The sequence below is a fragment of the Streptomyces sp. NBC_00989 genome (assembly GCF_045162655.1).
Lineage (GTDB): Bacteria > Actinomycetota > Actinomycetes > Streptomycetales > Streptomycetaceae > Streptomyces.
In genome coordinates this window covers 1,407,700-1,421,172 of the sequence record NZ_CP108728.1, presented here as the reverse complement: position 1 = coordinate 1,421,172, position 13,473 = coordinate 1,407,700, and the positions used below count along the sequence as shown (strand labels likewise).

Sequence of the window (13,473 nt, the reverse complement as noted above, 5' to 3'; positions counted from 1 at the left end):
GGCGGTCGGGGCCATCAGGTTCGGCCAGATTGTAGGTACCACCGATCTGGCCGAACTTCAGGTGGCCTCATAGGTGCCTCGGGCATCTAATGAAGATCGGCATGACGCACTCTTCGTCTGCGAGGTCTTCCATGACGGATCTGACGGAACTGACGGGTCTGACCGACGTGCCCGAACCCGTCGCCTTCCCGCAGGACCGCACCTGCCCCTACCACCCGCCCGCCGGCTACGACCCCCTCCGCAGCGCCCGCCCACTGACCCGCGTCACGCTCTTCGACGGCCGCACGGCATGGCTCGTCACCGGGCACGCCGCCGCCCGCGCACTGCTGGCCGACCAGCGCCTGTCCTCCGACCGCACCGAGCCCGATTTCCCCGCGACCAACGAACGGTTCGCGGCGGTCCGGAACCGCAAGGTCGCCCTGATCGGTGAGAACGACCCCAAACACCGCACCCAGCGGCGGATGATGATCCCCGCCTTCACCGTCAAGCGCGCCACGGCGATGCGGCCCGACATCCAGCGGATCGTCGACGAACGGCTCGACGCGATGATCGCCCAGGGCCCGACCGCCGACCTGGTGTCCGCGTTCGCGCTGCCCGTTCCCTCGATGGTGATCTGCGCACTGCTCGGCGTCCCGTACACCGACCACGAGTTCTTCGAGGCCCAGTCCCGGCGCCTGCTGCGCGGTCCGAAGGCCGAGGACAGCCAGGACGCACGCGATCAACTGGACGCGTATCTGGGCGAGTTGATCGACCGCAAACAGCGGGATCCGGGCGAGGGAGTGCTGGACGACCTCGTCCGGGACCAGCTGAACGAAGGGGCGCTGGACCGCGAGGAGTTGATCTCCCTCGCGATCATCCTCCTCGTCGCGGGCCACGAGACGACCGCCAACATGATCTCCCTGGGCACCTACACGCTGCTGCTCCACCCCGAGAAGCTCGCCGAACTCCGGGACGATCCAGGGCTGTTGCCCGACGCGGTCGAGGAGCTGATGCGGTCGCTGTCCATCGTGGACGGGCTGATGCGGCAGGCCATCGAGGACATCGACGTGGACGGCACGACGATCCGGGCCGGCGAGGGTGTGATCTTCTCGGCCGCGGTCATCAACCGCGACGAGGACGTCTACACCGCCCCGGACACCCTGGACTGGCACCGGCCCACCCGCCACCACGTCTCGTTCGGCTTCGGCATCCACCAGTGCCTCGGCCAGAACCTCGCCCGCGCCGAACTGGAGATCGCCCTGCACAGCCTCTTCGGCCGGCTGCCCACGCTGAGCCTGGCCGTCCCCGCGGACGAGATCCCCTTCAAACCCGGCGACACGATCCAGGGGATGCTGGAACTCCCCGTGACCTGGTAAGAGGCTGCGCTCCATGCACACGGAAATCCACATCGACAAGGACATCTGCATCGGGGCGGGCCAGTGCGCCCTGGCCGCCCCGGGCGTCTTCACCCAGGACGACGACGGCTACAGCACGGTGCTGCCGGGCAAGGAGGACACCGACGACCCCATGCTCAAGGAGGCGGCACGGGCCTGCCCGGTGAGCGCGATCACGGTGTCGGACACGGTGGGCTGAGCGGGCCCCTCCGTAGAGGGCGGGCTGCTGGGAGAGCGGTTCCTGAGCGCGGTGGCGGGCTCGCTGGGCTGAACGGTTCCTACGGTGGCCGGCCCACCGAGCCGAGCCACCCCTCCTGCCGCGAAGCCGATCCCTCCAGCCCGCCCGCCTCAATCCGCCACCCAAGCGCCCCCGCCTCAATCCGCCACCCCAAGCGCCCCCACCTCGACTCCCCGCAACGCCTCCCGCCCCGCGACCACCTCATACGCGGCAATCCGCCCACCCTCGACCCGCACCCGGAGCGCGAGCAGCAACCGTCCTCCCGGAGCGACGACAATGCCCGCGTCCCCGTCGACGAGAGCGACGGCCGCGAAGCGCGTCCGGTGCCGCAGCAGTACCGTCCCCTCCGCGACCGCCCGGGCCCCGCGCAGCTCGGCGGCCACGCCCGGCGGCAACACGGCGGGGTCGGCGTGGCGGACCACATCGGGGGCGAGTACGTCGAGGAGCGCGCCGAGGTCACCGCCCCGCGCGGCGGACAGGAACGCCTCGACGACCTCCCGGTGCCGGCCGAGCTCGGCGCCCGGCACCACCGGCGTGCCCCGCACCTTGTGCCGGGCCCGGCTGGCGAGCTTCTTCGCGGCGGGCCGGGACCGGTCCAGGACCGCCGCGATCCGGTCGAACGGCACCGCGAACAGATCGTGCAGCACGAACGCGACCCGCTCCGCAGGACCCAGCGTGTCCAGCACCACCAGCAGCGCGAGCCCCACCGAGTCGGCGAGCACGGCCTCGTCCTCGGGCAGCTCGTCGGCGCTCGGCTCCGGCAGGTCGTCGCCGTAGGGATCCTCCCGTCGGGACGCGCGCGAGCGGAGCATGTCCAGGCAGATGCGCGAGACGACCGTCGTCAGCCAGGCGGAGAGGTTGTCGATGCCGTCGCCGCCCGCGCGGCCGAGCCGTAGCCAGGCCTCCTGCACCGCGTCGTCCGCCTCGCCGAGCGACCCCAGCATCCGGTACGCGACCGCCCGCAGGTGCCCGCGCCGCTCCTCGAACCGCTCCGCCAACTCGTCGTGCCCCCGCATGGGTCACCTTTCCTCGTCGTGCTCCGTCACCTGTCCGACGAACCCGAGCCGACCGAGGTGACCACACCATGCTGCTGCACATCGACTCCAGCGCCGACACGACCGCCGACTCCGTGACCAGGCAACTCACCGAGGCCTTCGCGCGGACCTGGCACACCGCGCACGGCAACTCGGCGGACCACCGTCACCGGGACCTGTCCGCCGCACCGGTGCCGCCGATCACCCCCGCCTACACCACCCTCGGCCGCCGCGTGGAGCGCGAGGGATTCGTCCCGCCCGCCAAGGTCCCCGCACTGACCGAGAGCGCGGCTGAACAGCGCGAGTGGGGGCTGACCCTCCCGTACATCACCGAACTCCTTGCCGCCGACACGCTGTTGCTCGGTGTCCCGATGTACAACTTCGCGGTGCCCGCGACCCTGAAGGCATGGATCGACCGCGTCACCTTCCCCGGCGCGCTCACCGACCCGGACACCGGCGAGAGCCTCCTGCGCCACACCCGGGTGATCGCGGTCATGGCACGCGGCGGCGGATACGGCCCCGGCACCCCGCGCGAACACTTCGACTTCCAAACGCCTTACCTGAAGGCCTACTTCGGCAGTCTGGGCGTACCGCCGGAGAACCTCCACCTCGTCGCCGCCGAACTCACCCGGGTCGACGTCCTGCCCCAACTGGCCGGCCTGGAGGAGCTGGCGGCGGACTCCCTCGCCCGGGCCCGCGCCACGCTCACGGCGCTCGCCGCCGCCTGACCGTCAGTGCGCCCGAGACAGCGAACGGGCCGCCTCCCGTGCCTCTGCCGCAGGCTCCGCGCTCCCGGTGATGCCCGCCGTGACCATGGCCCCCTCGGCCAGCAGGAACACCTGCCCCGCCAGTACGTCGGGCAGCCCCGCGTCCGCCACCAGCCCGGCGAGATACTCGCGGAACGCCCGCTTGTGCGCCCGCACTTGGGCTACCACGCGCTCCGAGGTCGCGCCCAGTTCGCCGTACGAGTTGATCCACGCGCACCCACGGAAGTCGGACTCGCCGAACCACTGCTCCAGCCAGTCGAAGACGGCCGGAATCCGCTCCCGCGGATCATCGTGCCGCGCGACGTGCTCGGCGAGGCGTCCGCGCCAGCGCAGGTCACGCCGTTCGAGATACGCCTCCACCAACTCCTCCTTGGCGGGGAAGAGTTGATAGAGCCGCTTGAGGGAGAGCCCGGAGGCGGTGCGGACGGCGTCCATGCCGACGGCCTGGACTCCCCGCCCGTAGAACAGCTTCTCGGCGGCGTCCAGCGCCTGCTCCCGGGCGACTTCGCTGTCCATGGACCCGGTCCCTCCTTGACGTGAGAACGTGCGTTCTCTACGTTAGCAGCCACCTGGAGAACGCACGTTCTCCATCGCATCCCGTCCCGTCCCATCCCGTTCCGCTCTGGAGACGACCATGGCCGACCGCCCTCCCCTCCCGCCCTTCACCCGTGAGACCGCGGCCCAGAAGGTCCAGGCCGCCGAGGACGCCTGGAACACCCGCGACCCGCAGCGGGTGGCGCTCGCCTACTCGGAGGACTCCGTCTGGCGCAACCGCGACACCTTCGTCACCGGCCGCGCCGCGATCGTCGAGTTCCTCACCGCGAAGTGGGCGCGCGAGCACGAATACGCGCTGCGCAAGGACCTGTGGGCCTTCGACGGCAACCGCATCGCGGTCCGCTTCCAGTACGAGTGCCGGGACGCCGACGGACAGTGGTGGCGGTCGTACGGCAACGAGCTCTGGGAGTTCGACGAGCACGGTCTGATGACCCGGCGCGAGGCGAGCATCAACGACCTCGCCATCGAGGAGAAGGAGCGGCGCGTCTTCGGGACGCGGCCCGAGGAGGAGCGCGGGCGGTCCTTTCCGCTTCAATAGGCTCCCCTCCGCTTCAGTAGGCTCCCCGGGTGACCGAACAGGACCCGAAGCCCTTCCTCTACGTCGTCGTCTGCGCCGCCGGGATCGCCGCCGACGTCGGCCGACTGATCGCCGCCGCACAGGAGTCGGACTGGGAGGTCGGGGTGATCGCCACCCCGGTGGCGATGGGCGGCTTCTTCGACACGGCCGCCGTCGAGGCGCAGACCGGGCGCCCGATACGTTCGGCGTGGCGCAGCCCCGGTGACCCACGCCCCTTCCCGGCGCCGGACGCCGTGATCGTCGCGCCCGCCACCTTCAACACCATCAACAAGTGGGCGGCGGGCACCGCCGACACCCTCGCCCTCGGTACCCTGTGCGAGATGCACGGCCTGGGCGTCCCGACCGTCGTACTCCCTTGTGTGGCCGACGCGTTGGCGGCCCACCCCGCCTACCGGGCGAGCCTGATACGACTGCGCGGGATGGGCGTCCGGTTCGGGGACCCGTACTCCGGCGAGGTCCAAGAGGACGGCGGGCGGCCGGAGTTCGGCTGGGAGCGGGCGCTGGACCTGCTCTAGCCGTCAGCCGCAGGTCACGGTCGGTCCCGCCAGCATGCCCCCGGTGTACAGCGCCTGGCCCTGCGGCATCCAGTAGCCCAGCTTCGAAACCACCGTGGAACAGCGGGACTTGAGCGCGACACGGACCACCACGGTGTCCGGGTGACCGGGCTGGAGATCGGTGAGCGCGCAGTCCAGGGCGTGCGGGAGGCGGTCCTTCGACGGGTGGCGGCCGATCAGCGGATTCACGCAACGGGCGTCGGACGTGGTCAGCTCCGCCCCCGTGCCCTCCTCCGCGATCAGCCCGAACCGCGCGCTGCCGTCGCCCTCGGCACTGTGCCGCTGGACCGTGTACGTCAACGTGGTCACCGAGCCGGGCCGCAGCGTGCTCCGGTCGACCTCGATCCCGTGCGTGGCCTTCGGCCTGGGCGCGGTCAGGGTCAGGGTGGCGTGCACAGTGCCTTGCAGGTCCACGCCCTCGGGCGCGGAGCGGACGCGCACGGTGGCCGTGAAGTCGTAGGTCCCCGGGCCCGGGTACTCGCCCGACCCCGGAAGCTTGCCGGACGCGACCGTCCCGCCGTCGCGCTCGGCGGTCCAGGTGCCCGAGGTACGGCACGCGTACCGGACGGTCGCCCTGAGCTGTCCGCAGGTCGCGGGGGCCGAGACCGCCATGGTCGGGGTGCCGCTGCCCGCGCAGACACTGACGACGGCGTGCTGGCCGTGCGCGCCGTGCAGGGTGCCCGCGGGAGCGCACAGGGTCGAAGGCGGCTCGGGCGGTGCCGGCGCCGGGTCCGTGCCGCCCCACGCGGGCGACACCAGGGCGAGCGGCAGTAGAACCGCCCCCATCAGAATCCTCAGGCTGGTCGAACGTCTCGGCACCGCGTTCCTCCCGTACGGCCCGACCGGCCGGGCGCCGGTCGTCCGCACCGAGGATGCGCGTCCCCGGTGGCAGCCCGGCCGCTCCCACGCCGGGCGGTCGAGGGCGGTCACACCAACGCCGGACGGCCGTGACCGGCGCGGTGTCGCTCACGGCTCCGGGGCCCTCGTCGGTCGGCCGGGGACGGTCGTGCGACGCCGGACGCCGGTGAGCGATGCCGCGCCACTCCTGGCTCCGGCCCACGCCCGGCGGCCGAGGGCCCGGTCACGCCTCGCCCGGACGCCCGTCAGTGCCCGAGCAGCGCCCGCAGCTCCGGTTGCAGCAGTTCTCCGTGCGCTTGTACGAGGTCGTCGCACAGGTCCCAGATCCGCTCGACCGGCAGGGCCGCCGCCGTCGCCGGGTCGGCCATCGCCGCGTGCCGGATGTGCCGCGGGTCGCCGTCCGTGGCCGCGCGGACCACCAGGTCGGTGACGGAGACGTAGGCGCTGTTGAGGGCCGCGCACTGCGGGGGCAGGGCGCCGATCCGGGTCGGCTGGACCCCCAACGCGTCGACCAGGCACGGGACTTCGACGACCGAGTCGGCGGGGAGGTTGTCGATGAGCCCGCGGTTGGGGACGTTGCCGTAGACCGTGCGGGGCGTGCCGGTGACGATGCTGTGGATGATCTGCGGGGCGTACTCCAGCGTGCCCTCGACGGGGAGCGGGGTGCCGGAGGCGAGGGCCTCACGGGTGCGTTCGTAGCTCGCGGTGTTCTCCTCGATGATCTCCAAGTACGCGCCGACCGGCAGCCGTAGCCGCTCGATCTCCTCGGGGTGGTGCAGATACCAGGGCACGTACTCGGCGGAGTGCTCGCTGGTCTCGGTGGGGTAGTGGCCGAGCCTGCGGTACATGTCCACGCGGACCCGGCGCAGCAGTTCGGGATCTTTCGCGATCGTGTCGTCCAGGAGCGGGTACAGGCTCTGGCCCGCGCGCTCGAAACGCAGCACCCAGGCCTGGTGGTTGACGCCTGCCGCCAGGTAGGAGACCTCCTCGAAGGGGACGCCGATCAGCTGGGACAGGTCGTGCATCGTCCAGTACACCGAGTGGCACAGGCCCGTCGCCCGGAGGGCGGGGGCGACGCGGCTCAGGTAGAGGAGGTTCATCGCCATCGGGTTGGTGTAGTTCAACAGGTGGGCGTCGGGGCAGAGTTCGGCCATGTCCTCGGCGAGCGACCGCAGCACCGGGAAGGTGCGCAGGGCGCGGAAGATGCCGCCGATGCCGAGGGTGTCGGCGATCGTCTGGCGCAGGCCGTAGCGGGCGGGGACCGCGAAGTCGGTGCGGGTGGCCTCGTTCATGCCGACCTGGACGATGTTGACGACGAAGTCGGCGTCCGCGAGGGCTGATCGCCGGTCGAGGTGCGCGGTGATCTCCGGTGTGGCGCCGCGTACTTGGGCGATGTGCCGGGCCGCGCCCTCCGCCGTGGCGAGCCGTTCCGGGTCGATGTCGTGCAACGCGATGCGCGCGTGGGCGAGTTCGGGGAACGCGAACAGGTCGGCGAGCAGGCCCTGCGTGAACACCACACTGCCGGCGCCGATGAAGGCCACCTTCACAGCGCTGCCGTCGGTCATCAAGTTCCTTTCAGGGAAGCGGAGTCGGGGTGTGCCGCTCATCCCTTGAGTCCGCTGGACGTCAGCGACTGGATGAACGTCTTCTGCGCCAGCAGGAACGCCACCAGCACCGGCACCACCGTGATGACGTTGCCCGCCATCACCGCCGACCACTTGGTGTGGTGCTGTCCCTGAAAGGTCGTCAGGCCCAACTGGAGGGTGTACTGGGTGTCGTGGTTGATCGCGATCAGCGGCCACGACAGGTCGTTCCAGGTGGACAGGAAGGTGAGGACGGCGACCGTGGCGAGCGCCGGGCGGGCCAGTGGCATCACGATCGAGAACAGCACCCGCAGCCGCGAACACCCGTCGATCCAGGCGGCCTCCTCCATCTCCCTCGGCAGCGCGAGGAAGAACTGCCGGAACAGGAACACCGCGAACGGCGTCACCAGAGACGGCAGGATCAGCGCGCCCAGCGAGTCGATGAGCCCGAACCACTTCATCACCAGGAACGTCGGGATCATCGTCAGCTGGAACGGCACGACCATCGTCGCCAGCATCAGCCCCAACAGCAGCCGCGAGCCGGCGAACCGCATCCGCGCGAACGCGTACCCGCCGAGCGACCCCAGCAGCAGATTCGACACCACCGCCACCGACGCCACGATCAGCGAGTTGGCGAACCAGCGCGGGAACATCGCGTTGCCCAGCACATAGCGGTAGCCGCCCAGGTCGATTCCCCTGGGCCACAAGGCCGGTGGGAAGCGGTTGATCTCCGCGTTCGTCATCACCGAGCTGAGCAGCAGCCACACGAACGGCAGCGCGAAGCACAACGCCAGCGGCGCCAGCACCAGATGCCACGCACTCATCCGCCGCGCACTCATCGCAGACCTCCTTCCGTACGGCCCTGCCGCCGTCGTACGACCCGCAGCGCGCCGCCCGCCACCAGCAGCGCCACCGCGAGGACGTACGCGGACGCGGCGCCGTAGCCCGCGGTGAACATCTGGAAGGCCTGCTGCCAGACGAAGTACACGATCACCGTCGTCGAGCCCAACGGGCCGCCCTTCGTCGTCACATAGATCAGGTCGAACACCTGGAGCGAGGTGATGAACTGCCACAGCAGCAGGAACACCGTGACCGGCGTGAGCGCGGGCAGCGTCACATGGCGCAGCACCTGCGCCCGGCCGGCGCCGTCGATGCGGGCCGCCTCGACGAGTTCGGGCGGCACGTCCTGGAGCGCGGCCAGGTACACCACGACACAGAAGCCCACCCCGCTCCACAGCGAGATCAGCACCAGCAGATACAGCGCCTGGTCCGGGTCGGCGAGGAACCCCTGGGCGGAGATGCCGAGTTGGTGCAGCAGCGCGTTGGCGACGCCGAACTCCGGGTCGAGGATGAACGAGAACAGCACGCCCTGCGCGGTCGCCGACACCACGAACGGGATGAACACCAGCGTGCGGTACAGGCCGATGAGCCGGATCCGGCGGTTTAGTGCCAGCGCCAGCGCCAAGCCGCCGACCAGGCTGAGCGGCACGTACAGCGCCGCGTACAACAGCGTATTGCCCACCGCCGTACGGAAGTTGGGGTCCTGGGCGAGGGCCCGGTAGTTGTCGAGACCGACCCAGCGGCCTGGCGTGACCAGGTCGTCCGCGCGGAACGACAGCAGCAGCGACCAGACGACGGGCACGACACTCAGCCCGAGGATCACCACGACCGACGGACCGATGAACGCCCAGGCGGTGGACCGCTCTTGACGGGCGCGACGACGGGCTGCGCGACGCGCGGCCCGGGCGCTGGCGGCTGGTTGCGCGGGAAGGGTGAGGGCGCGGGGCAGTGTGGACATCGGGGTCTCCCGGAAGGGGGAAGTCACCTGGGGATCAGCAGGGCCGCGTCGGCCTTGTCGGCGCAGGAACGGAGCGCCTTCTCGGGGGAGTCCCGGCCGAGCAGCACGGAGACGATCGCCTCGCCCAACGCCTGCGAGATCTGCGGATACGCGGCGTGGACGGGCCGGACACGGGCCGAGCGCAGGGTGTCGGTGAAGACGTCGAGCCCGACAGTACGGACGCTGTGCTCCCGCCACTGCGGCCGTGCCGCGGTGCCCGTGCTCAGCGGCAGACCGCCCGCCGAGATGTCCCAACGGACGTCGTGGACGGGCGCGTTCATCCACTGCACGAACTCCACGGCCGCCCGGGACCGGGCCGAACCGTTGTCGAAGACCGTCCATGTGTCGGGCCCGGAGATGGTGACCGCGTGCCCGCTGTACGTCGGCAGGGGCACGACCCCGTAGTCGATCTTCGCGGTGAGGATGTCGGGAAGTTCCCAGGGCCCGGTGGCGACCATGGCCATCCGGCTGTTGAGGAACACCTGGTAGAGCTGCTCGCTGCCCGGCTTGGTGTCCAGGTACACGCTCTTGTCGTGGCCGAGTCGGTCGAGGGTGCGCAGGGCTCGTACGCCCTGGTCGGCGAAGCCGATGTGCTTGCCGTCCGGGGCGACGACCTCGCCGCCGAGATCCCACAGCATCGGCCACAGCCGCCACACCGTGTCCTCGTCGCCGACGGCCGGCCAGCCGGTGCCGAAGACGCCCCGGTCGTGGTCGGTCAACCGCCGTGCGGTGTCGGTGAACTGGTCCCAACTCCAGCCGGGCTCCGGGTAGTCGAGCCCGGCCTGCCGGAACAGCTTCTTGTTGTAGACGACGGCCAGCGAGTCGAGCACCGCGGGCGCGGCCCGCACCCGCCCGTTGACGGTGACCGCGTCCCGCACCGGCTTCCAGAACGTGTCCCACGGCGTCGGCCCGTCGCGCATCGCGGACGTCAGGTCGACGACCCGCGGGCTGCGCGCCACGCTCGCTAGGTCCGAACCGAAGATGTAGGCGATGTCCGGGTACGAGCCGGCGGCCAGCGCGGCGGTCACCTTCTGGAGCATCGCGTCGGCCAGCACCCCACCGCCGCCCGGGTCCACGCGGATCGTGGGGTGGGTCCGGTTGAACTCGGCGACCAGCGCCTCCACCGCCTTGCGGCCCGTGTCGACCTGCCCGTGCCACAGCTCCACGGTCACCCGGCCGTCCGCACCGACCCCGTCCGACGCACCGCCCGCACAACCGCTCGCGGCACCGATCGCGGCGGCCCCGAGCAGCAGCCCACGGCGTGACATCCCGTTCTCCATCACGGCCTCCTCACCGCACCTTGCGGACGTAGCCGGTACTCCCGGGCGTCGACACGTCCAGGTCCCGGCGCACGATGCTGAGCCTCCCCGCGAAGCCCGAACGGGCCTTGCGCAGACCGGAGTCGGAGTACTCGATGACGATGACCCGGTCGGCGAAGGCCCGGGCGTACTCACCGCACTCGTCGTACTCCGCGCACTCCTCCGCGATCGCGAAGTCCAGCCCGGTCCGTTTCCTGAGCCCGGCCAACTCCACGGTGTTCTTCTGGGCGATGGCCAGGTGCCGGGCGTGCGCGTGCCGGGAGAGCAGAGCGATGAAGGCGGTCGCGTCGTTCGCCGTCAGGAGGTGCCGGGAGCGGGTGTAGCTGTCGTAGTTGTCCGGCTCGACCGCGTCGAAGCCCTTGGCCGCACACCCGTCGATCCACCGGCCGACCCGCGCCGCCACCCGCTCCCGCTTCGCCGCCGTACCGATGTCGAGGAGTGCCTCGCCCCAGTCCTCGTCGACGACTGCCTCGCCGTCCGCGTCCCGCAGCAGCAGGTCGGCGGGCCAGGAGGCGCGCTCGTCCGGCTGGGCCTGGAAGGCGTTGACGTAGCAGATGTTGTAGAGGCCGGGCGCGGGCGCCGCCGTACGGTCGCGGCTGACGATCCGGACGCCGGCGGGCGGGGGATAGGCGCCGCCGATCTGGTAGTCGAAGTCGGCGTGGAGGGGCGGAAGCCGAACTGTGGCGGGCGCCGGACGGGAGGCGCTCGCCGAAGGCGTGGCGCTTTTCGACGGCGCCGCGCGGGACGGGCTCTTCGGTGCCGCGCGCGACGGCTGTTCCGGCGCCGAAGTGGTCGAGGTTCCGCACGAGGTCAGTACCGCCGCGGTCGCGACGGCGCCGCTCAGGACAGCGGCCGTCCCGAGACCTCCGACGCGGGAGACACCCCTGACGGGCATGTCCGCTCCATCAATCGCGGGTACGACCCCGCCTCGGACCGGATGGAGCCGCGGTCCTGGCGACTGTGGCCGGGCTTGGAACCTGTCCGCTACCGGCTGGGCGCACCTCTGCGTACCGCGCCGCACGCGCGGGCACGTCCAGGATCAAAGCGCCCGGCCGCGCCACTCGTCAAGGGTGCGCGCACATGCCCGACTTCGAGTACTCACGAAGTCGTACGCTCCAAACCGGTACCGAACTCGAAGGCAGGAGCAGCAACGATGCAGTACGTGAAGCTCGGTTCGACCGGCCTGGACGTCTCGCGGATCTCCCTGGGCTGCATGACCTACGGCCTCCCGGACCGCGGCACCCACGAGTGGACCCTCGACGAGGAGGCATCGCGCCCGCTGATCCGGCAGGCGCTGGACGCCGGGATCAACTTCTTCGACACGGCGAACGTGTACTCCGACGGCACCAGCGAGGAGATCACCGGCCGGGCGCTGCGCGACTTCGCCCGCCGCGACGAGGTCGTCCTCGCCACGAAGGTGCACGGCCGGACCCGCCCCGGACCCAACGGCGCCGGACTCTCCCGCAAGGCGATCATGTCCGAGATCGATCACAGCCTGGAGCGTCTCGGCACCGACCACGTGGACCTCTACCAGATCCACCGCGCCGACCCGCACACTCCGGTCGAGGAGACGATGGAGGCGCTGCACGACCTGGTGAAGGCTGGCAAGGTCCGCTACATCGGGGCGAGTTCGATGTACGCGTGGCAGTTCGCCAAGCACCAGCACATCGCCGAGCGGCACGGCTGGACCAAGTTCGTCTCCATGCAGAACCACTACAACCTCCTCTACCGCGAGGAGGAGCGCGAGATGTTGCCGCTCTGCGCGGACCAGGGCGTGGGCGTGCTGCCCTGGAGCCCGCTGGCGCGCGGCCGCCTCACCCGGGACTGGGGCACCACCACCGAGCGCAGCAGCACCGACAACTTCGGCAACCGCCTCTACCAGGACGGCGACCGCGCCATCGTCGAGGCGGTCACCCGCATCGCCGGCGACCGGGGCGTGCCGCGCGCCCAGGTCGCCCTGGCCTGGCTGCTGCACCAGAGCACGGTGGCCGCGCCGATCGTGGGCGCGGCCAAGCCGCAGCACATCGAGGACGCCGTAGCGGCCGTCGAACTGGAACTGAGCGACAAGGAGTTGGAGGAGCTGGAGCAGCCCTACGCTCCGCACGCGATCAGCGGCCACTCCTGACGGACCATCAGTACGGACCGTGCGGCATGAACTCCGTGCCGCACGGCCCCGCCCCGGCCGCGCCGTGAACTTCGTACAGAGCCGGTCGATTTCGTCGTACCCGAACAATCCGCGCGACCGAGAACCCCTCCTCCTCGGTGTTATGTCACACCGCAGTGCCGGGAGGCCGGGTGCGCGCCTATTGGTTGGTCGTGAACTCCCTCATCGGTGATGCCGTGGAAGTCGGCAACTCCCGTGACGTCACCGGCTCGTCCGGCAATGGGTCGGGTGGCCTGAACATGACCTGGGGAAACCGGAAGAAGGTCGTCCCCACGTCCGGCGCGCCGGGTGCGGCGGACGGCCTCCGGCCAATGGTTTCGGGATTTCCCGTGTGGATACGGTGGCAATCCCATAACGGACCCGATTGACGAATCGTCAAATTGCGTGGACCCGAACGCAAAGCACAAAACCGAGGCAGACCTTGTTCCGCCTCGCTGACCTGTGCAAAGGTGTGCCTGTCGGCGCGCGGGCACATAGATGATTCCCCTCCGTGCGCTCGAGGCCGCTCCCGTACGTCACCCCCCTTGCTTCAAAAGAGCTGCCCCAGGCGGACGTTCGGGATGCCATCAATCGGACGGGCGGACCTTGTCGGCCTGTCGGCAGGGTCGCATACC

14 protein-coding genes are annotated in these 13,473 nt (G+C 70.7%); 6 read left to right on the top strand and 8 right to left on the bottom strand.

Features of this window, described 5'->3' with window-relative positions:
* The first annotated feature begins 131 nt into the window (after positions 1 to 131).
* Positions 132 to 1,355, top strand: coding sequence for a cytochrome P450 (locus OG714_RS06425; protein ID WP_406119170.1), 1,224 nt, complete (start codon positions 132 to 134; stop codon positions 1,353 to 1,355).
* 13 nt (positions 1,356 to 1,368) lie between these two features.
* Positions 1,369 to 1,572 (top strand): ferredoxin, encoded by a 204-nt coding sequence (locus OG714_RS06420; RefSeq protein ID WP_406119168.1) that lies wholly within the window; start codon positions 1,369 to 1,371, stop codon positions 1,570 to 1,572.
* A 176-nt stretch (positions 1,573 to 1,748) separates the two neighbouring features.
* On the opposite strand, the gene OG714_RS06415 is transcribed toward OG714_RS06420, so the two are convergent.
* The gene (locus tag OG714_RS06415) at positions 1,749 to 2,627 is read right to left on the bottom strand and encodes a sigma-70 family RNA polymerase sigma factor (protein WP_406119166.1); all 879 of its coding nucleotides are present in this window, start codon (positions 2,625 to 2,627) and stop codon (positions 1,749 to 1,751) included.
* Between the two features lie 68 nt (positions 2,628 to 2,695).
* Between OG714_RS06415 and OG714_RS06410 the strand changes: the two genes are divergently transcribed.
* Positions 2,696 to 3,373: an FMN-dependent NADH-azoreductase gene (locus OG714_RS06410; protein WP_406119165.1), complete on the top strand. Its 678-nt coding sequence runs from the start codon at positions 2,696 to 2,698 to the stop codon at positions 3,371 to 3,373.
* Between the two features lie 3 nt (positions 3,374 to 3,376).
* On the opposite strand, the gene OG714_RS06405 is transcribed toward OG714_RS06410, so the two are convergent.
* A complete protein-coding gene (locus OG714_RS06405) occupies positions 3,377 to 3,928 on the bottom strand; it encodes a TetR/AcrR family transcriptional regulator (protein ID WP_406119163.1) in 552 nt (183 codons plus the stop codon).
* Positions 3,929 to 4,046: 118 nt separating this feature from the next.
* Here OG714_RS06405 and OG714_RS06400 point away from each other — a divergent pair, with 118 nt between their 5' ends.
* On the top strand, positions 4,047 to 4,505 hold the full coding sequence (locus OG714_RS06400) for a nuclear transport factor 2 family protein (protein WP_406119162.1): 459 nt from the start codon (positions 4,047 to 4,049) through the stop codon (positions 4,503 to 4,505).
* A gap of 29 nt (positions 4,506 to 4,534) precedes the next feature.
* On the top strand, positions 4,535 to 5,059 hold the full coding sequence (locus OG714_RS06395) for a flavoprotein (protein WP_406119160.1): 525 nt from the start codon (positions 4,535 to 4,537) through the stop codon (positions 5,057 to 5,059).
* 3 nt (positions 5,060 to 5,062) lie between these two features.
* Here the strand turns inward: OG714_RS06395 and OG714_RS06390 are convergent, their stop codons facing one another.
* The 6 genes from OG714_RS06390 to OG714_RS06365 form a co-directional block, all read right to left on the bottom strand.
* The gene (locus OG714_RS06390; protein WP_406119159.1) at positions 5,063 to 5,884 is read right to left on the bottom strand and encodes a hypothetical protein; all 822 of its coding nucleotides are present in this window, start codon (positions 5,882 to 5,884) and stop codon (positions 5,063 to 5,065) included.
* Positions 5,885 to 6,201: 317 nt separating this feature from the next.
* Positions 6,202 to 7,521, bottom strand: coding sequence for an alpha-glucosidase/alpha-galactosidase (locus OG714_RS06385; protein WP_406119157.1), 1,320 nt, complete (start codon positions 7,519 to 7,521; stop codon positions 6,202 to 6,204).
* A 38-nt stretch (positions 7,522 to 7,559) separates the two neighbouring features.
* Entirely contained in the window at positions 7,560 to 8,378 is an 819-nt protein-coding gene (locus tag OG714_RS06380) for a carbohydrate ABC transporter permease (RefSeq protein WP_406119155.1), read from the bottom strand.
* Entirely contained in the window at positions 8,375 to 9,337 is a 963-nt protein-coding gene (locus OG714_RS06375; RefSeq protein WP_406119154.1) for a carbohydrate ABC transporter permease, read from the bottom strand. The genes OG714_RS06380 and OG714_RS06375 overlap by 4 nt, the downstream gene beginning before the upstream one ends.
* 23 nt (positions 9,338 to 9,360) lie before the next feature.
* Entirely contained in the window at positions 9,361 to 10,656 is a 1,296-nt protein-coding gene (locus OG714_RS06370) for an ABC transporter substrate-binding protein (protein WP_406119152.1), read from the bottom strand.
* A gap of 10 nt (positions 10,657 to 10,666) precedes the next feature.
* Positions 10,667 to 11,590, bottom strand: a complete 924-nt coding sequence (locus OG714_RS06365; RefSeq protein WP_406119151.1) for an endo alpha-1,4 polygalactosaminidase — start codon at positions 11,588 to 11,590, stop codon at positions 10,667 to 10,669.
* A gap of 258 nt (positions 11,591 to 11,848) precedes the next feature.
* Between OG714_RS06365 and OG714_RS06360 the strand changes: the two genes are divergently transcribed.
* Positions 11,849 to 12,820, top strand: coding sequence for an aldo/keto reductase (locus OG714_RS06360; RefSeq protein ID WP_406119149.1), 972 nt, complete (start codon positions 11,849 to 11,851; stop codon positions 12,818 to 12,820).
* The last annotated feature ends 653 nt before the right edge of the window (positions 12,821 to 13,473 follow it).